The organism is Nonomuraea zeae, assembly GCF_005889725.1.
GTDB classification, from domain to species: Bacteria; Actinomycetota; Actinomycetes; order Streptosporangiales; family Streptosporangiaceae; genus Nonomuraea; species Nonomuraea zeae.
Genome location: NZ_VCKX01000218.1, coordinates 1 through 21,701, shown reverse-complemented (window position 1 = coordinate 21,701; position 21,701 = coordinate 1). Strand labels below are relative to the sequence as shown.

At 72.6% G+C, this 21,701-nt stretch carries 14 protein-coding genes; 1 reads left to right on the top strand and 13 read right to left on the bottom strand.

Annotation, left to right across the window (positions count from 1 at the left end):
* From ETD85_RS44470 to ETD85_RS44420, 11 genes are all read right to left on the bottom strand, one after another.
* The coding region (locus tag ETD85_RS44470) for a hypothetical protein (protein ID WP_206059260.1) at nucleotides 1-1,553 on the bottom strand (1,553 nt) is incomplete at its 3' end.
* Complete coding sequence (locus ETD85_RS44465) at nucleotides 1,550-2,791, bottom strand: Kelch repeat-containing protein (protein ID WP_138695880.1); 1,242 nt, start codon at nucleotides 2,789-2,791, stop codon at nucleotides 1,550-1,552. The genes ETD85_RS44470 and ETD85_RS44465, both read right to left, overlap by 4 nt.
* 33 nt (nucleotides 2,792-2,824) lie before the next feature.
* Nucleotides 2,825-7,618 carry a DUF6603 domain-containing protein gene (locus tag ETD85_RS44460; RefSeq protein ID WP_138695879.1) on the bottom strand — a complete coding sequence of 1,598 codons (4,794 nt, stop codon included), beginning with the start codon at nucleotides 7,616-7,618 and terminating at the stop codon, nucleotides 2,825-2,827.
* A gap of 3 nt (nucleotides 7,619-7,621) precedes the next feature.
* Nucleotides 7,622-10,300, bottom strand: coding sequence for a M64 family metallopeptidase (locus tag ETD85_RS44455; RefSeq protein ID WP_138695878.1), 2,679 nt, complete (start codon nucleotides 10,298-10,300; stop codon nucleotides 7,622-7,624).
* A gap of 141 nt (nucleotides 10,301-10,441) precedes the next feature.
* A complete protein-coding gene (locus ETD85_RS44450; RefSeq protein ID WP_138695877.1) occupies nucleotides 10,442-11,191 on the bottom strand; it encodes an SDR family oxidoreductase in 750 nt (249 codons plus the stop codon).
* A gap of 17 nt (nucleotides 11,192-11,208) precedes the next feature.
* Nucleotides 11,209-11,484: a Rossmann-fold NAD(P)-binding domain-containing protein gene (locus ETD85_RS44445; protein WP_138695876.1), complete on the bottom strand. Its 276-nt coding sequence runs from the start codon at nucleotides 11,482-11,484 to the stop codon at nucleotides 11,209-11,211.
* A 138-nt stretch (nucleotides 11,485-11,622) separates the two neighbouring features.
* Nucleotides 11,623-12,516 (bottom strand): helix-turn-helix transcriptional regulator, encoded by an 894-nt coding sequence (locus ETD85_RS44440; RefSeq protein ID WP_138695875.1) that lies wholly within the window; start codon nucleotides 12,514-12,516, stop codon nucleotides 11,623-11,625.
* A gap of 182 nt (nucleotides 12,517-12,698) precedes the next feature.
* Nucleotides 12,699-13,592 (bottom strand): sugar phosphate isomerase/epimerase family protein, encoded by an 894-nt coding sequence (locus ETD85_RS44435; RefSeq protein ID WP_138695874.1) that lies wholly within the window; start codon nucleotides 13,590-13,592, stop codon nucleotides 12,699-12,701.
* Nucleotides 13,593-13,600: 8 nt separating this feature from the next.
* Complete coding sequence (locus ETD85_RS44430; protein WP_206059259.1) at nucleotides 13,601-15,691, bottom strand: PQQ-dependent sugar dehydrogenase; 2,091 nt, start codon at nucleotides 15,689-15,691, stop codon at nucleotides 13,601-13,603.
* A gap of 300 nt (nucleotides 15,692-15,991) precedes the next feature.
* On the bottom strand, nucleotides 15,992-17,377 hold the full coding sequence (locus ETD85_RS44425; protein WP_240779832.1) for a M14 family zinc carboxypeptidase: 1,386 nt from the start codon (nucleotides 17,375-17,377) through the stop codon (nucleotides 15,992-15,994).
* 94 nt (nucleotides 17,378-17,471) lie between these two features.
* Nucleotides 17,472-17,816 (bottom strand): VOC family protein, encoded by a 345-nt coding sequence (locus ETD85_RS44420; RefSeq protein WP_138695871.1) that lies wholly within the window; start codon nucleotides 17,814-17,816, stop codon nucleotides 17,472-17,474.
* Nucleotides 17,817-17,912: 96 nt separating this feature from the next.
* Between ETD85_RS44420 and ETD85_RS44415 the strand changes: the two genes are divergently transcribed.
* Nucleotides 17,913-19,397 carry an FAD-dependent oxidoreductase gene (locus tag ETD85_RS44415; protein ID WP_138695870.1) on the top strand — a complete coding sequence of 495 codons (1,485 nt, stop codon included), beginning with the start codon at nucleotides 17,913-17,915 and terminating at the stop codon, nucleotides 19,395-19,397.
* Nucleotides 19,398-19,515: 118 nt separating this feature from the next.
* Here the strand turns inward: ETD85_RS44415 and ETD85_RS44410 are convergent, their stop codons facing one another.
* Nucleotides 19,516-20,037 carry a hypothetical protein gene (locus ETD85_RS44410; protein WP_138695869.1) on the bottom strand — a complete coding sequence of 174 codons (522 nt, stop codon included), beginning with the start codon at nucleotides 20,035-20,037 and terminating at the stop codon, nucleotides 19,516-19,518.
* A gap of 322 nt (nucleotides 20,038-20,359) precedes the next feature.
* Nucleotides 20,360-21,586, bottom strand: coding sequence for an MFS transporter (locus tag ETD85_RS44405; protein WP_138695868.1), 1,227 nt, complete (start codon nucleotides 21,584-21,586; stop codon nucleotides 20,360-20,362).
* Nucleotides 21,587-21,701: the final 115 nt, after the last annotated feature.

Below are 21,701 nucleotides of genomic sequence, written 5' to 3'. Positions count from 1 at the left end.
GGGAGTGGGGCGGGGGCCGGGGCGGTGAGTGCCAGCGACCGGCCCGAGGGCGGGGCCGCCGCGAGGGCGGCCAGGCCGGCTCCGCCCGGCGGCTCCAGGTGCTTGGTCTGGAGCACGTGCCCGACCTCCCTGGCCAGTTGCGCGGCCCGGATGCGGGCGTTGGCCGCCAGCACGTCCCCTACCTGCGCCCACGCCGCCGCCATCAGCTCCTCCTGGCGGGCCTGGACGACCTGCGCGCCGAGGTTCGCGGCGACCCGGAAGCGGGGGTCGAGGTTGAGCCGGTGCACCCAGTTGCGGTTGGCGGGCGACGGGATCGGCGTGCCGTCCTCGCCGGTCAGCAGCCGCGAGGTGAGCGCGTGCCACCGGCCGTACAGCGGGGGTGTGATGATCGGGTCACCGGACGGGACCTGGCGCTGGTAGTCGTCGGCCAGGTTGATCAGGGCGGCCAGGGCCTGCTGGAACGGATGCGGGTAGGCCGGCGCGGGCGGTGGCGCGCCGTGCCAGTTGTCCCAGTTCTCCGCCTCGTCGAACGCGTCCGGGTCGTCCGGGTCGGCGGGCACCCGCAGCGCGCCGCCGAGCCGCAGCACGCCCCCGAGCGCGGCCGGCGTCACGATGCCCGGCAGGCCGAGTCCGGGCGAGCGGTGGACGTCCAGGTCGCGCAGGCCGACGCGCGGGTCGGGGCGGCCGGGCCGCAGCAGCCGTACCAGGAACTCGAAGTCGCCGGTGCTGCCGGTGGTGAACGACCAGCGGTGGTAGTAGGGCAGCTGCCCCTCCGCCGCCCGGCCGGTGTAGTGCGGGCCCCAGCTCGAATAGAGCGCGCCGGGCGAGCCCGTGGGATCGAACCCGAGCCCCGCCAGCCGCCCGGTCTCGAACGCCGGCACCAGGAAGGCGTGGTAGGCCGTGTCCGGCCGCAGCCGGCGCGGGCAGATCACGCGGGAGCACGCGCTGTCGGCGTCGGTGCGGAGCACCTCGCCGAGGAGCGCCAGCGCGCCCGCGGTGTCGTCGGAGGCGACCGGCTCGTCGAGCGATCCGTTGACGTGGACGTGCGCCCACGCGCCGAGCTGCTCGGGCGGGGGCAGCGTGGCCGCCGGGTCGCGTACGGTGATCACCGGCAGCGGCCCGCTCCCCTGCGGGCTGTCGGTGAACTCGGCGTCCGCCCCGCCCTGGCCGGCGCCGGAGGTGAGCACCACGAGGGCGAGCCAGGGCAGCAGCCGTCCGGTCGCGGCGTCGGGCGCGGCCGGGCTGTAGCGCCAGGGGAAGTCCTCGTCGCTGAACTCGATGTGGGCCAGGAAGTTCGGCTCCACGTTGGTGGTGCCCGCCCGGGGCTCGACGCGCGAGATCGCCCGCTGGTCCACCCCGACGACGTCGCCGGGGCCGTACAGCTGCACGGTCCGCTCGATGTCCCGCACCAGCGTGCCGCCGCCCAGGGCCTCGCCGGTCAGCCGCAGCCGGACCGGGATCGCGGCCCGGGTGGCGGTCGTGGGAGCGGTGCCGATCCGGGTCGTCAGCCCGCTGCGCAGCCAGGGGAGGAACGAGTAGGAGTTGGCGGTCACGACCCGCTCCCCGTGAAGATCTCCGACGTCCTGGTCAGCTCGGGGACGGCCGGGTCCGCGGCGGCCAGGCCGGAGCGGGTGACGCCGCCGGCGACCAGCACCCGCCCGTCGGGCAGCACCGCCGCCGCGAACGCCCACCGTCCGGTGCCGAGCCCGGCGGCCCCGGCCCAGGCGGCGGGGCCCGTCTCGGTGACCTCGTCCGAGCCTGTGCGGGCGCGCGCAGGCGGATCGGGGTTCGCGGGCGGCGGGTCGAAGAGGACGGCGCTGCGGTAGCCGGACTCGTCCCGGTCGCTCGCCGTGCCGCCGGCGACCAGGACCTGGCCGGTGCCGAAGGGGACGGCGCGGTGGAACGCCCGGCCGGACGGCATGTCGGCCACCGCCGTCCACCCGCCGCCGGCCAGGTCGAACCGCTCGGCGGTCCGCTGGCTGAACGGGTCGAACGGGCCGTCGCCCGACGCGCCCGGCGCGGTCCCGCCGGTGACCAGCACGGCGTTGTCCGAGAGGCGGGTCACCTGGTGGTGCCGCCGGGCCCTGAGCAGGCTGCCGGTCGGCGTCCAGGTGCCAGGGGCGGTGGCGGTGCCCGGGGTGAACAGCTCGCAGAACGCCAGCGCCGGGTCGTCGGCCGAGCCGACCGGTGCGCTGCCGCCGCAGACCAGGACGACTCCCCCGGCCAGCGGCACCGCCGTGTGCCCGGTGCGCGCGTCGGTCATGTCCTCCGTGGCCGTCCACGTGCCCGTGGCCGGGTCGTACCGCTCGGCCGAGCGCAGCGCCTTCGTCGTGCCGCCCGACCGTACGGCGCTGCCGCCCGCCACCAGGACCGATCCGTCCGGCAGCAGCACCGCGCTGTGCCCCCACCGGGGCACGGTCATCGCGCCGGTCGCCGTCCACGAGCGGGTCGCCGGGTCGTACAGCTCGGCGGAGGCCAGCCCCGGCCCGGTCCCGGCGGAGCCGCTGAGCCCGCCGGCGACCAGGACCCTGCCGTCGTCCAGCCGGGTCACGGTGTGCAGCTTGCGCGGCGTACGCAGGGCGCCGACCGCCTGCCAGACCTGCGCGGCCGGGTCGTAGACGGCGCTCTGGTCCAGCGCCGCGCCTCCCGCGTCGGCGCCCCCGGCCACCAGGACCCGGCCGTCGTCGTCGAGCAGCACGGCTCCGTCGTGCTGGCCGTACCAGCTCGCGGCCACGGGCAGGTCGGCCGCGGTCGCCCAAGCCCCGGTGGCGGCCAATGTGGAAGTGGTCATGGCGTCAAGCCCCTCGTCATCGGGTGGTGGTGGTCAAGGGATGAGGATCTCGGCCGTGGCGGCCTGTTGCGCGGCCTCGGGGCCGGGGGCCGCCGCGCCGCCCGCGGCCACGCCGCCGGCGATCAGCACCCGCTGGTCGGACAGCTCGGCCACGGCGAACGCCGACCTGCCGAGCGCGGGCCCGGCGGCGCTCGTCCAGGTGCCGCTCTGCGGGTCGTACGCGGCCACGTTCCGGTAGCCGGCGGTGAAGGCGGGGGCACCGGTGCCGCCGACCACGAGCACGACGCCCGACCCCGTCAGGATCGCGCGGTGCCTGCTGCGTCCGCCGGGCATGCCGGCGGCCGGGGTCCATGAGCCGGCGACGGGGTCGTACAGCTCGGCGGAGGCGAGGCTGCGGGGGCTGAACGTGCCGTCGGCCGCCACGACCGCGTCCCCGCCCGTGACCAGGACGCGGCCGTCGGGCAGCAGGGTCGCCTGGTGGCCCTTGCGCGGCGTGGCCAGGCTCCCGGTCGGCGTCCACGCGCCGGTCGCCGGGTCGTAGATCTCGCAGTACGCGATGGCGCGCTCGTTGCCGTCCCCGGTCGGCAGCGCGCCCCCGGTGACCAGCACCCGGCCGTCGTCCAGCAGGACCGCCTGGTGCCCGGTCCTGGCGTCGGTCATGGGCTGCGCGGCGGACCACGCGCGCGTGACGGGATCGAACAGCTCCACGGAGGCCAGCGCACCGCCTGCGCGCTCGGCGCTCCCGGCGACGGCACCTGTGGGCTCGGGGCGTGGTGCGGTGCCGCCGGCGATCAGGAGGCGGCCGGTGTGCAGGACGGTCGCCGAATGGCCCGCGCGGGCGGCGCCCATCGGGGCGGGTGCGGCCGACCAGGCGCCGGCGGCGGGGTCGTAGATCTCGGCGGAGGCCAGGACGGTCCCGTCGGCCGAGCGGCCGCCCGCCGCGATGACCCGGCCGTCGGGGAGCCTGGTCGTCGTGTGCAGGCGCCGCCCGGTCGCCAGCGGCGCCGCCGCCGCCCACGCGTTGCCGGTGGGGTCGAACAGCGCGGCGGCGGCCAGCGCCACCCCGTCGGCGTCCGCGCCGCCCGCGACCAGCACCTTGCCGCCGGCCAGCGGGACCGCGTCGATCCCCGATGCGGGGGCGGGCAGCAGGCCCGCGGGCATCCACGTCCCCGCCTCCGCCAGGGACGCGGAGGCCTCGGACGCCGCGATGACGTGCAGCCGGCCGTCCAGCCCCGGGTCCGCCGCCACCCACTCGGCGAGCGCGTCGGTGGCCGTCGTCCGGTTCCTGAAGGTGGCCGCCGCCGCGCCGAGCAGCGCGACCGGCGGCACCTCGTCCGCGGCGGACGCGGGCGCGGCGGTGGCCGGGCGGGTGAGGGCGCGGGGTGGGAAGGCCTGGAGGTTGCTGCGGACGTAGGCGACCACGTAGCGCTGGTCGGTCACCTGGACCGTGTCGGCGGCGGCGAAGGGCTGCCTGAGCCGCGACTCCCGCTGCGACAGCGGCGCGCGGGCGGTGCTGCTGCCCCCGAGCAGCTCGCCGTACACCGCCGGGTTGACGTTGTGGAAGCGCTTCGGGGCGGCGGTGGCGGCCAGGCCCGCGCGGGCGCGGGCGGCCTGGGGTGAGGCGGCGGTCCCGCCGTCGATGATGTGCAGCTCGTACCGGGCGCTGCGGCGGACCACCCGGGGTGAGGCGAGCGCCCCGGCGGCGGCGGTCAGCTCCAGCCCCGCGTCCTGGGTCTCGAACGAGGGCCTGGACAGCTTGGCCGCGTCGCTCATGTCCTGGTACTGGGCCATCGCGAACTTGTCGCCGGTGACGGCGGCCCGGGTCAGCCCGCTGCCCGGCGCGGGGGTGAGGCTGAAGCGCTTGCCGTCGCTCGCCCGCTGCCCGCCGACCCGGTCCACGCGTACGCCGAGCGGCACCGCGCGCTGCCGTACGGACAGAGTGCCGAGCGGATGCAGCACCAGCTCGCCGGTGTCGGGCAGCCGGCGCAGGTTGACCAGCGCCTTCCCGTCCCCGCTGGGCAGCCGGGTCGCCCAGCTCTCGATCTTGCCGATCTCGGTGGCCAGCAGCGGCAGCACCAGGACCGGCGGCAGCAGCGTGCCGAGCTCGTCGCCCCAGGTGCGGTCGAAGTCCGCGGACACCTCGAAGAACAGGAACCCGATGGAGCCGCGCCCGTGCGCCCGGTACGGGGCCGGCCCTTCGAGCCGGAAGTCCAGGTTGATCGTGAACGCGCCGATGCCGAAGACCTTCAGCGTGACGTCGCCGTTGACGTGGGCCGAGAACGCGAAGGGGGATTTCTGGAACAGCGCGTCGAAGGCCAGGTGCCCCTCGATGCCGAAGTCGTCGAACCCCAGCCGCAGCTCGATCCCCGCCCCGAACTGGATGGTGTTGGCGGTGATGGCGAAGTAGCCGGTGGCCCTGATCAGCTGGCCGCCGCTGTTCAGCAGGTCCACCGTCATGCGTTTGGGCACCGGGAACGGCAGCGGCGGCGGCCGGTACGACGGGTGGAAGCCCCCGACCGTGACGATCAGCTCCTTGCTGTCGCCCCATGCCACGAGCACGCCCATCTCCCCGTCGAGGGTCATGGTCAGGATCCGCGACTCGAACAGCCGGGCGAAGAACCACAGCCGCGACTTGCCGGGCTCGAACGCGCCGAGGAAGTCCACCTGCAGTACGAGGAGCTGCAGGTCCTGGGTGGGCAGCACCGCGCGCAGGACGCCGAGGACCGCGATGTTCCCCGGGATCTCGATGATGACCCCGAGGTCGATGCTGACCAGCGTCGGGGTGCCCCAGCCGATCTTGGCCATCGGCCCGATCAGGAACGTGCCCTGCTGCGGCGGGAAGAACCTGCTCAGGTCGGACAGGATGCGCGGCGCGTTGGCGATCACGTCGCGCGGGAAGGCGACCGACTCGATCGCGCCCGACCGTACGCCCTCGACCAGCGCCTGCAGGTTCATCCGGCGGTTCAGCCCGATCAGGCCGCCGACCGCCTTCAGGGTGAACCCGAGCCCGAGCTGGATCCCGGTGCCGAACTCGGCCGTGATCACGATCAGCAGCGAGAATCCCGACGAGCCGTCCGGCATCCGCGTGCTGATCAGGCCGAGGGCCTTGAGCTGGAGGAAGTCGGCGAACTCCAGCTCCATCGCCCCGGCGTACTCGCCGCGGGCGGTGTCGAAGGACAGGAACCCGCCGCCGCTGACGACGCCCGCGTCCACCGACAGCCCGGCCCCGGTCGGCGGCTTGAAGCCGAGTGACACGTCCACGGGCCCGAGGTTCCCGTCGTGCTCGGGCCGCCCGGTGAACAGGGCGCGCAGCCCGATCCGGTCCACGACGGCCGTGATCGGCCCGAGCACCGCCTTGAACGAGGCCCCCAGCTCGACCGGCACGGCCCCGTTCGACGGGTTCGCGGCGAGCGTGAGCCCCTGGAGCTCGATCGGGCCGATCTGCTCGCGTACGGGAAGCTCGATCTCCAGGTTGGACGTGCCGCGGAAGTAGAAGCCGGACTTGTGCGAGATCCCGACGGCCAGGTCGGCTCCGACGGTGAAGCCGTCGCCGGGCAGGATCGCCGCGATGAAACCGTCGGTGTCGTCCGGCTTGAAGACGAACTCCAGCCCCTGGACGTCGAGCTCGGCGAAGACGTCCACCTCGCCGCCGGCCAGCCGCACCCCGGCGGCGCCCGCGACGGTCCTGAACTGCAGCCGGGTCCGGTCCGGCGCGCCCAGGAGCACGACCGGCTCGCCGCCGGTGCCGTCGCGTTCCACGCGCGCCTCGATGGAGCCGGTCGCGTGCACGGGCCCCTGGCCGGACTCGAAGCCGAGGATCATCTCGACGGGCTCGCCGGGACGGATCAGCAGCCCGACCCCGCCTTGCAGGTCGAGGTCGCTGCGGATGGTCACCGCGAGGTCCGGCCCCAGCTCCAGCCGCAGGCCCAGGTCGCCGGAGAAGGACGGCAGCACGGCCAGCCCCGGCGCGCCGGCACCCTGGCCGGGCAGCCGGATCAGCCGGACCGCGGCCGAGGTCCGCGCCGTGTCCGACACCTGCCGGTCGAAGATCGACACGGTCAGCGCCTCGGGCGGGGCCGCGTACGGGTCCGGCGGGACCCCCTGGAGCGTCTGCGCGGTGTCCGGTTCCACCTTGGTCATGAAGACGTCCAGGCCCGCGGACATCAGCAGGTTGTCGATCTGCGAGGCCAGGGCCGGGTAGTCGAAGCCGGGCTCGCCCCATCCGTAGGCGTTCTTGAGCACCACGGACGGGTCCGCCAGCACCTGGGCCAGGTCGCCCGCGTCGATCGTCAGGCGCATGTGGGGCGGGCGGCCGCCGGTCGCGGGGGCGTACACGGACTTGATCACGCCCAGCGCGCGCAGCGCGAAGCCGATCGCCGGATGGAACCGCTGGAGGTAGGTGATGATCAGGTAGTCGATGAGCTGCCCGGGGAAGACGGTGCGGAACCCGTCGGCGCGAAGTGCCGCCGGGATGGCCGAGTCGGGCGCGTTGACGATCGCCCTGATCCCGTTCACGACGCCCTGGGCCGCGGCCAGCACCCTGGCCGCCTCGTCGGCGGAGACGCCGCCCGCCGGCTCTGCGCCCGGGTCGCCCTGCGCGCCGCCCAGGTTGACGCCGCCGTCGCCGAGCAGCCGGCGCAGGGCGTCGTCCAGGGTGTCCAGGTCGGTGCCGAGATCGCGCAGCGGCTGCGGGATGTCGGAGGCCGTCCACCCCAGGTCGTTGAGCAGCCCGACGAAGGCGTCGGTGGAGCCGAGCGCCTGGCGCAGCGGCAGCAGCGCCTGCCCCACCTCGGCGACGAGCCTGTCGAAGGTACCGAGCTCAGCCATGTCTCACCTCGGGTAGTACTTCTTGTCGACGGCGGCGTGCCGGCTCGGGTCGACGTGGTTGACGATCAGCCATTTGCAGACGAAGCAGAACGAGCCGCGCTTGTCGTCGGCGTCCTCCTGGTTGCGCATCTTGCAGGCGCCCGCGGGCCGGTAGAAGCCGCGCGACCAGCCGTTCCCGCCCTCGTAGATCCCGACCACCCGGTAGGCGTCGAGCGGCGGCGCGAACTGCGGCACGGGGACCGGGGTCTGGACGCCCTGGTCCGGGCGGGTGAGGTCGCGGGTGGAGTTCAGCGGGGTGCGGGTCTGGCGCAGGAAGGCGGCGACCCTGGGGTCCGTGACCGTGACCGGCTGGCCGTTCGCGTCGGCCACCGGCACGTACACCACGGAGCCGGCCTCGAAGAACGGGTAGAGCGCGCCCGTCGGGTTGGCGAGCACGAAGGTGCCCGCGTTCTCGTCGGGCGGGGCGACGATCGTGGTGTTCGGCAGGAAGCGCAGATCGGCGGCGGCCAGCCGCAGCGGCAGCTGCCTCCTGGTCGGCGTGACGACGAAGCCGAGCAGGCTGACCGGGATCTTCTCGTTCCACGCCCTGACCCACTGGGGCATCTCGCCCTTCGGGACGGTCACCGTGATGTTGTGCGGGGGCGCGTCGTCCTGCAGCGCGATGGTCAGGAGCCGGCTCGACATCCGCATGCGCGGCAGCGCCAGCCACTTGACCAGGTCGGGGTTGATCAGCCGCTGCGGGCCCGGGACCTGGAGGAAGCCGATCCGCGACAGGTTGTCGGCCTCCGGGTCCCTGCGGTCGAGCGCCACGCCGGGGTCGGCGGTGCTGCCGAAGTCCTCGTACTCGTCGCCGAGGTTGAAGCTGTGGCCCAGCTCGTGGGCGACCTTGTTGATGAAGTGGTCGGCGTTGACGATGCCGAGGGGCCGGTCGGGGGTCGGCGGGGCCGGCGGAACCCGCCTCATCAGCTCGGGGCGGCTCGGATCGGGGTTGGTGAAGCGGATGGCCTGGGCGCTGGAGACGGTCTCCCCCGTCAGCGTGCCGTTGTTGAAGCACGTGCCGCCGAGGAACTCGTCGTAGGCGACGATCGCGACCAGGCCCCTGCTGCGCCGCAGCTCGCCGTCGTGCGGGACCCAGTTCTGCCCGATCGGGTGGTTCGGCGGGTGGACGTACTGGAGTCCGGCCAGGTAGGCGATGACCGAGTTGCCGGGATTGGTGAGGTCCTTGGTCGCGTACAGCTCGGGCGGGTGCCGGCGGGGGTCGAGCGTCATCTCCCGCTGGGGCCGCTGCTTGTAGAAGTCGTACAGGCGGGCGATGAACTGGGACAGCACCTGCCCCGGCTCGTCCACCAGCGGCGAGGGCACGGGCGCCGCGGGCTCGCCGGAGGTCGGCACGCTGCTCCCGTCGGCCCAGCGGCTGCCCAGGTACAGCCCGAACAGGGTGTCCGAGGCCTGCAGGAACCCGTCGGACACGTGGTTGCGCCAGGCGTTGACGAGGGCGTCGCCGCGCACGTTGTTCGGGGAGTAGCCGCGCAGGCCCTGCCGGGCCCACAGGTCCCTGAGCTGCTGCGGGGTCCGGGTCTCGCCCTGTTTCGGCAGCCCGACGATCTGGACGAGCTGCTCCAGGTTGAAGTCGCCGGCCACGCCGCCCGGGACGCGGCCGGGGAAGGGGATCGGGTTCCCGTTGTTGCCGAGCACCGCGTTGTTGTCGGTGACCTGGAACCCGCAGGTGATCGTCTGCTGCTGCGAGGGGGCGAACACCTTGAACGCGTTGAAGCTGTTCCCGAGCTCCGCGTACGGCTCCTGGCGGGGTTTGTCGGTGAACAGCGCCACCGACGTCTGCGTGGCCAGGCTGTCGAACAGCTCCTTGTCCACCGCGGTGTCCGTGAACCCCTCCGCCACGAAGGCGAGGTTGCACAGCTGCTGGGCCTGCGCCAGGTCCCTGATGTGGAGTGGACGCAGATCCTGGCGGGCCTTGGCGTAGTCGACGACGCGTACCGGCAGCGTGTTGACCTTGCCGGGCGCCTGCCCTGAGACGGTCACCGGCGCGGTCGTCACGGCCAGCCCGCGCACCCGTCCGCGCGGGTCCACGGCGACCTTCGCCGGATCGCCGGAGGTCAGCGGGAAGTAGTCGTGACCGGTGATGTCGCCGACCAGGTCGGCGCCGGAGTTGTCGTCGCTGAACCTGGCGTACATCGACACCTGCGAGTGCGCGAGGCCGGGCGAGAGCGCGGTGGTGAGCGAGTCGTTGCCGAACCACCAGTCGACGATGCGGTCGTGCACCTGGAGGCGGCCCACGGCGGAGCCCAGCCGGTCGCCGTTGGCCGCCTTCAGCTCGATCTGGTAGAGGTAGACCCCGAGCGTGGTGGCCGTGACCACGCCCGTCAGGGGGTCGACCGTCGGCAGGTTGTCGAAGCGGCGGCCCGGCTGCGCCGGCTGCCCCCCTTGGGCCGGCTTCGGCGGCTCGTTGTGCGGCGCGAAGAACTGGATGGTCCACGCGAAGTCTTCGTTGCCGACCACCGTCGGCACGTCGTAGCGCTGCTGGAACTCGTTCCTGCGGAAGCGGAACATCACGTCCAGCTTGAGCTGGAGCGGTGGGGTGGCGTTGCGCACGACGTGCGCGTCGAAGTGCGGGAGCACCAGGATATCGGCGAAGTCATGGGGCGGCACGGGCTTGGGCGCCATCGGTCGGCCCTCCGGCTGAAAGGTCAGTCTGAGAGGTCAGGCTGAAGCGGTCACTGCGAAGGATCGTCACAACCGCCGTCGACAGTCCGTCGACAGTCGGTCGACACCGCAGGTCACCGCGCCGGGGGCCGGCCGTGGGGCTCAGCGCTGGCGGGCCGGGCGGATCACGATCTCGTTGACGTCGACGTCGGCCGGCTGCCCGATGGCGTACGAGACGGCCTCGGCGATGGCGTCCGGCGGGATGGAGTCCGCCCGGTAGGTGCGCATCGCCTCCTTCGCGCCCGGCTCGGTGATGGTGGCGGCGAGCTCGGACTCCACGACGCCGGGCGAGACGGTGGTGACGCGGATGCCGGGGTCGAGCTCCTGCCGCAGCCCTTCGGTGATCGCCCAGGCGGCGTATTTCGTGGCGCAGTAGACGGCGCCGGTCGGCACCACCTGGTGGGCGCCGATGGAGGCGACGGTCACGAAATGCCCGCTCCCCTGCCGCTGGAAGTGCGGCAACGCGGCGGCGATGCCGTGGAGCAGGCCCCGGACGTTGACGTCGATCATCTGGTCCCACTCATCGACGAGCAGCGAGTCCAGGCGGGAGAGCGGCATCACGCCGGCGTTGTTGACGATGACGTCCACCCGCCCGTGGGCACGTACGGCCTCGTCGGCGAACGCCGCGACGTCGGCGCGGTCGGTCACGTCGAGGCGGCGCGGGTCCACGCTGCCGCCCTCGGCCTCGATGGCGGCGGCGAGCCGGGCGAGCCGGTCCGTGCGGCGGGCGCCGACCACGAGGTGGTGGCCCTCGGCGGCCAGCCGCCGCGCGGTGGCCTCCCCGATGCCGCTGCTCGCTCCCGTGATCAGGACGATCTTCCGGTCCTGGTGGTCCGGGGTCATGGTGGTCATGTGCTTTCCTTCGTCGTTCAGGCGGATGTGGTTGGGTGGTCGGCGCCGAGGGTGAGCTCGCGCCAGGCGTCGAACGAGGTCCTGAGCGAATCGAGCCTGTCCTGGGCGACGTCGTAGGCGACCTCGCCGAGCGGCAGGCTCAGCGGCGGCTGCTCGGCCTCGGTCACGGTGATGATCGCCTCGGCGGCGCGGGCGGGGCCACCCGGCTGGTGGCCGTAGGTGGCCAGGGTGGCCGCGCGCCGCGCGCCCGCGATCTCGTCGTAGTCCTCGATGCGGGTGCCGGACCGCCGCATGGACGGGCCGGACCAGCTGGCACGGAAGGCGGCCGGCCCGACGATCGGCCGCCCCTGGTCATTGTTTTTCCCAAATGTAGGGCCATCGGATGAATTATTTGGTCATGGTGCGGCGAAGGAGATCTGTGCCGTGGTCTCCTACTCGCCCTTGGCGGGGCTGCGCCGGACGGTGTTCCCTGGCCGCTCGTTGTGCTCCGGCCTGGTCTCCGGCTCGGTGGCGGTGAGGCTGCCCAGCAGGGACAGGGCCTGCTCCGATGGGCTGCCCGGCTCGGCCTGGTAGACGATCAGCTGCTGGCCGGGGGCGCTGTTCACGGTCAGCGCCTCGTAGGTCAGCTCCAGCTCGCCGACCAGCCGGTGCCTGAACCGCTTCGTCTCATGGGTCTTCTGCCTGATGTCGTGCCGGGCCCACAGCTTGCGGAACGCCGCGCTCTTCACCGACAGCTCCCCCACGGTCTCGATCAGCCGGGGATCGTCGTCGTCGAGCCCGACGGCCGCCCGCAGGCCGCCGACGGTGTTGGCCGCCACCCGGTCCCAGTCCGGATAGAACTCGCGGGCGTCCGGGTCGAGGAAGACCAGCCGCAGCAGGTCTCCGCTGTGGGCATGGCCGCCGAACAGTGCCCGCCCGAGGGCGTTGGCGGCCAGGACGGTCATGTAGCGGCCGAGGACCAGGGCCGGGGTGTGCGGCCAGGCGTCCATCATCCGCAGCAGGTTCGGGCTGACCCGTTCCTTGCCGGGAGCCCGGCGGCGGCGGGAGGGGACCGGGCGGGCGAGCCGGTGCAGGTGGGCGAGCGCGTCCTCCTCCAGGGCGAGCACGCGGCCCAGCGCGTCGGCCACCTGCGCCGACGGGTGCCGCTCCCGGCCCTGCTCCAGCCGTACGTAGTAGTCGCTGCTCACTCCCGCGAGCATCGCGACCTCTTCCCTGCGTAGCCCCGCCACCCGGCGCACGCCGCCGGCCGGCAGGCCCACGTCCTCGGGGCGCACCTGCTCGCGGCGGGCACGCAGGAAGTCCCCGAGCGCGCTGTCCTTGCTCATGGCTTCCACGCTAGTTCCGCCTCGGGGCGGAACCGGCCAGGGAGGGGGGCCGCGATACTCCTAGGGAGCCTCCTCCCCCGCGCCGGGCGCGCGAGGCCGGGACGGGGCCGGGCCTCGCGCGGCGGCGTGTGGCGGCGTGTGGCGGCGTGTGGCGGCGTGTGGCGGCGTGTGGCGGCGTGGTGTCAGAAGCGCATCCTGCGCAGGTAGCGGTAGCCCACCTCGGCCGTACGCCGGGGGGTCACGTCCGGCGTGTCGTTCTCGACGATGTACTCCTTCACGGGGTGCGCGTCGAAGATCCGCCGGAAGTCGATCGTCCCGGTGCCGAGGTCGGCCATGTCGCCGTCCAGGTGCCGGTCCTTGACGTGGAACTGCAGCACCCGCTGCGGCGCCCGGCGGATGACGCCGAGCGTGAAGCGCACCGGGTCGGCGACGCCGCGCCCGATGCCGCCGGTGACCGCCCAGTAGATGTCGATCTCCAGGTGGACCAGCCGCGGATCGAGCTCGGCGGTGAGCACGTCCCACGGCGTCTTGCCGCCCCCGAGGTCGGTGGTGAACTCGTGGGCATGGTTGTGGTAGCCGTAGCGCAGCCCGGCCGAGCGGGCGGCGGCCGCCTCGACGTTCATCCGCTCGGCCCATCCCTTCCACTCGTCCAGGCTGGTCGAGTTCAGGTACGGCACGACCATGAAGGACTGGCCGAGGGTCAGGGCGTTTTCGATCTTCGTCTCCAGCGCGGCGTCGTCGGCGGTGAGGCCGTCGTGGCTGGAGCTGGCGCGGATGCCGAGCCCGTCGAGGAAGTCGCGGAGCTGGCGGGCCGTACGCCCGAAGTAGCCGAGCGCGAGCTCGACCTTCGGATAGCCGATCTCGGCCAGGTAGGCGAGGGTGGTGTCATAGTTCTGGGCGAGGTCGTCGCGGACCGTCCAGAGCTGGATGCTGATCTGGCCCGGCGGCACGTGGTGGCCGCCGGAGCCGCGCGGTGTCGCCGCCGCGGCGGGAGAGGCGGCCGCGACGGCGGCCGCGCCCAGCCCGAGACCCGCGGCGAGCAGGGACCGCCTGCTGGGGCCGTAGCCGTAACACATGGGAGCTCCTAACGTGTGGGCTGCAGGACGACCTCGTCGCTGCCGCTCAGCGGGGGCAGGCCGGCGCCGCCCGGGTCGGTGTAGCCGGCGACGAAGACGCCGGTGAGGTGGTCGGTCTCGGGGTCGTGGCCGCTCGGCTCGGTGGTCTGGATCGAGCCGGTGCAACCGCGGGCCGTGGTCTGCGGGTGGCCGTGGTCGTCGTGGCCGAGGACGTAGTCCACGGTCACGTTGGCGCAGTCCACCGGCTGGTCGTCGGTGACCCGCACCTCGAACTCGACGACGTCGCCGAAGGTGAACGGGGTCCCGGCGGCGGGCCTGACCAGCTCGACGACCGGCGCGGCGTTGCCGACGACGATCCGCACCGAGGTCGCCGCGGACATGCCGGCGGGGTCGGTGACCCTGAGCGTGGCGTGGTAGAGGCCGTTGCTCCGGTAGGTGTAGGACGCCTCGGGGCTGCGCGAGTCCACCCTGCCGTCGGCGTCGAAGTCCCACGCGTAGCGGAGCCGGTCACCGTCGGGGTCGGTCGTGCCCGCGCTGGTGAACTGGACGGTGAGCGGCGCGTGGCCGGCCGTCACCGAGGCCGCGGCGACCGGGATGGGCGTGTGGTTGCCGGTGTAGCCGATGTAGTCGAAGCGGGCGAGCTGGGCGTCCGGGTTCTCCTGGAAGAAGCCGTCCCCGTACTCCAGCACGTAGAGCGCGCCGTCGGGGCCGAACTCCATGTCCATCGGGTTGTCGAACACGAACGAGGGCAGCACGTCCTCGATCCGCCCGTCCCGGTGGAACGCCTTGACGTAGTCGCGGGTCCACTCGTAGAAGAGCGGAACGCCGTCGAAGTACTTCGGCCAGGCCACGGGGCCTCTGCCGCGCGTGTCGCTCGGGTCGAACGCGTACGCGGGACCGGCCATCGGCCCGATGCCGCCGGTGCCGAGCTGGGGGAACTCCGCGGACTGCCCGTAGGAATACCACACGTCCGGCTGCACGACCGGTGGCAGCCTGCGCAGCCCGGTGTTGTGCGGCGACTCGTTGACCGGCGCCGCGCAGTCGAACGCCGCGCCCGAGACACCGGTCGCGAAGTCGTAGTCGACGTACGGGAGCCGCGCGGTCGCGCAGTACGGCCAGCCGTAGTTGCCGGCCCTGCGGATCGCCGTCCATTTGCCGGTCCCCGACGGTCCGCGCGCCGGGTCGGCCGCGCGCGCGTCGGGCGAGTAGTCGCCCACGTAGAGCTCCCCGGTCGACCGGTTGAGCTCGATGCGGAACGGGTTGCGCAGGCCCATCGCGTAGATCTCCGGGCGGGTACCCGCCGTGCCCGGCCTGAAGAGGTTGCCGCGCGGGATCGTGTAGGACCCGTCGGCGCGCACGCTGACGCGCAGGATCTTGCCGCGCAGGTCGTTGGTGTTGCCGGCGCTGCGCTGGGCGTCGAAGGCCGGGTTGCGGTCGGCCCGCTCGTCGAGCGGGGCGTAGCCGTCGGAGGCGAACGGGTTCGTGTCGTCGCCGGTGGACAGGTAGAGGTTGCCCGCGGCGTCGAAGACGATGTCGCCGCCGACGTGGCAGCAGATGCCGCGGTCCACCGGCACGTCGAGGATGCGCTGCTCGGTGCGCAGGTCGATGCTCGCGCCCGCGAAGCGGAACCTGGACAGTCTGATCAGCCCCTTGAAGGGCGCGAAGTCCGCAGGGGCGCCGGTGAGCGGGGCGTCGCCCTCGTTGACCCCGGGCGTCGCCGGGTCGTCGATCGGCGTGTTGAGCGGCGGTGAGTAGTAGAGGTAGACCCAGTCGTCCTTCTTGGAGCCCTTGCCGAAGCCGGGGCTGAGGGCGATGCTCTGCAGGCCCTCCTCGTCGTGCTGGTAGACGTCGAGCCGGGCGGCCTGCGTGTTGAGGCCCGTCTTCGGGTCGTGTAACCAGACCTCGCCCTTCCTGGTGGTGTGCAGGACCCTCGAATCCGGTAACACCGCCAGGTCCATGGGCTCACCGGGTTCGTCGTTGAGCGTCACCTTCTGGAACTGGTCGTCGGGCGGCGGGGCCACGGCGGGGCCGGCAGCGGGTCCTGTGGTGGTCCCGGTGGCGTGCGCGGCGGCCGGCATGAGGATCGCCGCAGCAGTCATGGCCGCGATTGCGGTTCTCGCTCTCATGCCTCTCCCTTCGGTCTACTCGGGGGATAAGAGAGGGCAAATTAACGTGAATGTAACCCGAGTTACGCCGAGCGACGAGGGCCTAATCGCGGATATGCGGGCATCTTTCGCCTCCGATCGGACTAAGTCCCCGATGCGGTGCGGGTGGCATCGAGGATCGTCGTCCGGTCGCGCACGGAGCCTCAGCCGTCGATGGACCAGGTCTGGCCGTTGATCCACGCGTCGGCGCCGGGCAGCGGGAACGCGACCGCGACGGCCGGGTACCGAGTTGACTCACTCGGCTCGCGAGGCTCCCCGCCCGCATGGACCGGCCAGGTGCGCGGCGGTGGCGACGGTGGCGGCGTACTGGGTCGCGACGAGGGAGCGGATGGGGATCACCGCGTACGCGGAGGCGGGGTCGGCGGCCAGCCACCTCTCGTAGCGGGCGGCGGTGCGCGCCCGCGTCCGGGCGATCGGCTCCGCGCGGTTGCCCGCGGCCAGCTCGTCGTCGAGCCCTCTGAGCAGGATCCCGCCGTAGCGGAGCTGGAAGCTGTGCCCGTCACCGGCCAGCGTGGTCACCTCGGCGACGGTGGCGGGCCGGTCCGACTCGGGCAGGCGGGCGCGGGCCGCGGTGCTCTCGGCGGTGCGCGCCATGAGTCCGGCGAAGAACCGGGTCGCCCGCCAGTACGGCGAATCGGGCGTCACCAGATCCGCCTGTACGGCGTCGAGCCCCCGCTGGAGCACCTCGGCCAGCTCGGCCACCGCGGCGGCCTTGCCCGCCAGGGCCTCGGCGTAGGACGTGCCGGTCGGGGTCTCGTCGTCGGCCGTGGGGTCGATCCAGTACGGCAGCTCGCTGATCAGGGTGAGGGCGCCGTGCCTGCTCGCGTACGAGGCGGTGTTGTCCCCCGAATCGCCGCTCCACAGCTGCCCCTGCTCGGCCATCCGGTCGTACGCCCGCCTGATCGAGCCCACCCGGTAGACGCCGTCGGCGTAGCGGACGATGTGCGGCGCCTCCGGCTCGCCCCGGTGCAGAGGCAGGCCGAGGCGTTCGGGGACCTCCTGCAGGATCGGGTAGAGGGCGGGCTCGGTCCTGCTGAGGTAGTAGTAGACGCCGCCGAGCTCGCTGTTGTGCAGCGAGCAGACCAGCTCCGGCCGGTGCTCGTCGATCAGCCGCATCAGCGCCCTGGTCTCCGGCAGCGGCGTGTCGAAGTGGGCGTCCTTGTAGTCGAGCGGGAAGGTCCACTCGATCTGGTCGCGCCCGGCGGGGCGGTAGAAGTGCCGCGCGTAGTGCTCACGGGTGAAGGGCCCGCGCAGCCAGCCCTCGTTGAGCCGGAGCCCGTCCGGGTCGATGCAGGCGATGACGTGCCAGCGATGACCCAGCCTGGCCCGCAGCTGCGCGTCCGCGCACAGCCGGCGCGCCAGGTGGACGGCGGTCAGCCCGCCGATCGGCTCGTTGGGGTGCGGCAGGCCGAAGACCAGCGCTTCGGCCGGTCCCGGCGATCCGATGGTCAGGCACAGCAGCGGCTCGCCCTGCCTGGACTCCCCTACGACCCGCAGCGTGGCCACGTCCGGGTGCGCGGCTGCGACCGCCTCCAGCAGCCGCGCAAGCTCCTCGGCTCCCGCGAAGGCGTCGAAGTCCGGGACCGTGTCCAGCTCGCTTTCCAGCCATTCGGGTAGCACCGCGCCATACCTCCCTTTTCCGGCCTTTACGTCACGAGTCTCCTTGTCCATCCCGCATCCGGCCAGAGGTACGCCTTTTCAGTTTGTGCCCGGCTCAGGCGCTCACGAAGCAGAACTCGTTGCCTTCCGGGTCGGCCATCACCTGGAAGGAACCCTGCTCGTCGGTCACCGTCTCGCCGATCCGCGTGGCGCCCAGGCTCCGCGCCCGGGCGACGGCCGGCTCGATCGACTCGACCTCGATGTCCAGGTGCAACCGGTTCTTCACCGACTTGACCTCGGGCACCGGCTGGAACGACATCCGCACCCCGCCGGGGGGCTCCACGTGGGACCAGCCCAGGGCGCGGTCCACCGGGTCGCCGCCGAGCAGAGCGGCCCAGAAACGGACCAGCGTGTGCGGGTCCCGGCAGTCCACCACGATCTGATTGAGCCTCATGCGCATGACGGTCAAGGGTAGTGATCTCCTGCTCGGAGGCACGCCGTCCCCCCGGCAGAGCGCTGACAGAGATCCGGCAGCGCCTCCTGTCACGGTGTGCCCATGACCGACATCGAGAAGACGGACGTACTCATCGTGGGCGCCGGCCCGACCGGGCTCACCCTCGCCGTGGAGCTGGCCAGGCGCGGGATCCGGCACCGGATCGTGGAGCGGGCGCCCGAGCCGGCGTACGGCTCCAAGGGCAAGGGGCTGCAGCCGCGCACGCTGGAGATCTTCGACGACCTCGGCGTGACCGGCCGCATCCTGCCGGTCTCGACCCTCTACCCGCCGCTCCGGGTCAGGATCGGCCGGGTCCCGGTGTACCAGGGCCGGATGCACAAGCTCGCCGCGGCCACGGACGCCGTGCCGTACCCGATGGTGCTGATGCATCCGCAGTGGCGCACCGAGGCCGTGCTGCGCGAGCGGCTGGCCGAGCTGGGCGGGAAGGTGGAGTACGGCGTCGAGCTGGCCGGCTTCGAGCAGGACGCGCAGGGCGTAACGGCCAGGCTGCGCACGGGCACGGGCAGGGGGACGGACGCAGGCGGGGGCGCAGGCAGGGGCATGGGCACGGGCAGCGGCACCGGCACCGGCACCGGCACTGGCACTGGCACCGGCACGACGCTGCGGGCCGGATATCTGGTCGCGGCCGACGGCGGCAAGAGCACCGTGCGCAAGGCGCTCGGCATCGGCTTCACCGGGGAGACCCGCGAGGAGGAGCGCATGGCGCTGGCCGACGTGCGCGTCGAGGGGCTCGGGCGGGACCACATCCACGTCTGGGTACGGCCCGGCAAGGGCATGATCGCGCTGTACCCCATGGCCGGGACCGACTCCTTCCAGCTCCTCGCCTCGCTCAGGCCGGGCGTCACGCCGGACCTGACGCAGGCCGGCTTCCAGCGGCTCTTCCGCGAGCGCTCGATGCTGCGCGGGGTGCGCATCACCTCGCTGCAGTGGTCATCCCTCTACCGGGTCAACATCCGCCTGGCCGACAGGTATCGCGTCGGCCGCGTCTTCCTCGCCGGGGACGCCGTCCACGTGCACTCACCTGCGGGCGGCCAGGGGCTCAACACCGGCGTGCAGGACGCGTACAACCTGGGCTGGAAGCTCGCCCGCGTGCTCGGCGGGGCGCCGCGGGCGCTGCTCGACACCTACGAGGAGGAACGCCGCCCGATCGCCGCCCGCGTCCTCGGCCTGAGCACCGACCTGCACGAGAAGAAGTCCATCAAGCGGGACGAGGAGACCTACCAGCTCAATGTCGGCTATCGAGGCAGCTCCCTGGCCCGCGATGGCGGCGGCGACCGGGTCCCGGACGGGCCGCTGCGCCTGGCCGACGGGAGCGTGGCGCGCATGTTCGACCTGCTGCGGGGGCCGCACTTCACGCTGCTGTCGCCGGACCCCGCGCCCGTGGTGCCGGGCGGCCCCGAGGTGCGGGCGTACGCGCCTGCCGAGCCGTACGGGGGACGGCGGCACACCCTCGTCCGGCCGGACGGATATGTCGGCATCGCCACCGACTCGCCCGACGAGCTCGCCGCCTACCTGGCCCTGGTGTGAGCCCGTCGCGCGCACAGTGGCAAATCATGCCGGAATTCCGGGACGCGCTCTCTCCATTTCTCCGGGAACACGAAACCAGGCTCCACCCCGATGGGGCGGAGCCTGGTTCGGAATTTCGTCAGCTCACGTGCCAGGTGACCGCGAAGTTGCCGGTCGCGTTGTTCGCCTGCGAGGTCGGCGTACCGACCGGGAAGTTGACGGTGTCGACCACCGTCGTGCTGTTGCTGCGCTGCTGGTTCACGGGGAGCTGCACCTGCGACCCAGACGTGACGCCGAGCTGCTGCGAGGTGACCTTGTTGCGCAGCAGGACCTGGGTCGCCTGCGCGATCACGGGCGCGCCGGTCGCGCTCCTGGTGACCCGCACCTTGTACGTGGCCTCCAGCGGGCTGCCCGAGGGCTGGAACGTGGTCGAGAAGTTGCGCGCGAAAAGGCCGTCCACCGGCACCGGGACCGGCAGCCGAGCGTCCACCTTGCAGTCGATCCTGGGCGTGACCTGGTCGACGACGCACAGGGTCATCTTGATCTCGACGTCCGCGATCGCCGCCTGGGCGGGGCCGGCCTGACCGGCGAGGATGGCTCCGGTGGCGAGCGCCGCGGCGCCGAGTCCGAGCAGTCGCCGCCGAGTTGTCGTGCTCTGCATTTCTGTTTCCTTCGAATGTTTCCGGCTGCGGCTCTTCCGCAGCCCTTTCACATCGAAAGGATGCTGGGAAATCTGGATATACACCGTGCACAGCTACTGAGTGGGGAAGTGCAGTAGTGCGTGGACTATTCGCCATTCAATTCAGATACACTATTTGGGTGTGACGTTCATCACGCGTGCTATTAAAGGACCAACCAGAAAGCGCTTTCAGTATCTGGGCGTCTTTCGGTGTCGGTCCCGCCGGCGTGATGGGGTCCCTCGGGGTATTGGGGTCTCCCCCGGGTGTCGGGGGCCCCTCGGTGTGACGGGGCCCTCCGGCGTGTCAGTCCTCGGTGTCCGGGACTGCTGAGGCCGACCATGCTGCGGCGCCCAGGGTGGCTCCGGTGACCACCAGCACGCCCGAGACGCCGCCCATGACGGCCGCGGCTCCGGACATGGCCGGGATCACGGTCTGGGCCAGCCGGTTGCCCGCGATCCGCAGCGACAGCACGGTGCCGCGGGTGCCGGCGGGCGCGAGCTGGGTGACCCAGCCCATCGTGATCGGCTGGCAGACGCCCGCCGCGAAGCCGTACACGGCGGTGAGCGTGACGAGCACGGCAACGGGCACGGGAAGCGTCAGGCCGCAAAGTGCGAGCGCCGACACCGCGCAGGCCAGCACGGTGAGCCGTCGGCGGCCGAGCCTGCGCACCAGCTGGGCCAGGTTGATGCGGGACACCATCTGCATCACCGCACGGGCGGCGAGCATCGCCGTCACCCAACCGGGCGCGATCCCCCTGCTGTGCGCCAGCGCGGGCAGATAGGCCAGCGTCACGTCGATCGAGGCCAGGATCAGCCCGCTGACCAGCAACGCCCGCCACATCCCCGGGATGGCGAGCAGGCGCTGGGCCGGCCAGCGGCGCCCCTCTGGCACCGAAGACGAGGACCCCGCAGAGGACCCCGCCGGGGAATCAGGGCCGGCCGGGGACTCAGAGTCGGCCGGGGATGCGGATGGCGACGCGGCCCAGTGGTGGGTGCCGAATCCGAAGGAGACGGCCAGCGTCACCAGGCTCGCCACTCCGCACGCGGCGGCGATCGGCTCCAGCGGTGGCGACTGGGTCCCCGGATCGGACGGCAGGAGCAGGAGCAGCGGGCCCACGCCCTGCCCGAGCGACGTGACGAACGTGTAGACGCCGAAGACGGAGTCCAGCCCCCGGTCCCGGGCTCGGCCCGCCACCGCGGACTGCTCCCCGACCATGGAGAAGATGATGCCGATGCCGAGCAGGGCGGTGGCGGTGATCAGCAGCGCGATCTGCGCCGATCCGAGGTAGGCGAGCACCGACGAGCCGGCCAGCGCGGCTGCGCCGATCACCATGCTCGGCCGCTCCCCCATGCGGTCCACCAGGCGTCCGGTCGCGATCGCCAGGACCAGCGGCGGGATCGCGAACATCGCCGCGACCACCGCCAGCCAGGCGGACCCGTATCCCAGGTCCAGCACCGCGTACGACAGCGACGGCCTGATCCCGTAGCTGATGACCTGGACCCTGTCACTTATACACATCTCCGAGCCCACGAGACCCTAAGACAAATCGTATTCCGTCATCTGCTTGAAAAAAAAAAAACAGGGAAAAGAACAGTGGTATATAAAATAGTTACATTCATTGATCATATATTTCAGGTTCATTATT

Excerpts from the sequence above, each read along its gene's own strand:
- ETD85_RS44465 (WP_138695880.1), bottom strand. The coding sequence starts at position 2,791 with ATGACCACTTCCACATTGGCCGCCACCGGGGCTTGGGCGACCGCGGCC.
- ETD85_RS44460 (WP_138695879.1), bottom strand. The coding sequence starts at position 7,618 with ATGGCTGAGCTCGGTACCTTCGACAGGCTCGTCGCCGAGGTGGGGCAG.
- ETD85_RS44455 (WP_138695878.1), bottom strand. The coding sequence starts at position 10,300 with ATGGCGCCCAAGCCCGTGCCGCCCCATGACTTCGCCGATATCCTGGTG.
- ETD85_RS44450 (WP_138695877.1), bottom strand. The coding sequence starts at position 11,191 with ATGACCACCATGACCCCGGACCACCAGGACCGGAAGATCGTCCTGATC.
- ETD85_RS44445 (WP_138695876.1), bottom strand. The coding sequence starts at position 11,484 with ATGCGGCGGTCCGGCACCCGCATCGAGGACTACGACGAGATCGCGGGC.
- ETD85_RS44440 (WP_138695875.1), bottom strand. The coding sequence starts at position 12,516 with ATGAGCAAGGACAGCGCGCTCGGGGACTTCCTGCGTGCCCGCCGCGAG.
- ETD85_RS44435 (WP_138695874.1), bottom strand. The coding sequence starts at position 13,592 with ATGTGTTACGGCTACGGCCCCAGCAGGCGGTCCCTGCTCGCCGCGGGT.
- ETD85_RS44430 (WP_206059259.1), bottom strand. The coding sequence starts at position 15,691 with ATGACTGCTGCGGCGATCCTCATGCCGGCCGCCGCGCACGCCACCGGG.
- ETD85_RS44420 (WP_138695871.1), bottom strand. The coding sequence starts at position 17,816 with ATGCGCATGAGGCTCAATCAGATCGTGGTGGACTGCCGGGACCCGCAC.
- ETD85_RS44415 (WP_138695870.1), top strand. The coding sequence starts at position 17,913 with ATGACCGACATCGAGAAGACGGACGTACTCATCGTGGGCGCCGGCCCG.
- ETD85_RS44410 (WP_138695869.1), bottom strand. The coding sequence starts at position 20,037 with ATGCAGAGCACGACAACTCGGCGGCGACTGCTCGGACTCGGCGCCGCG.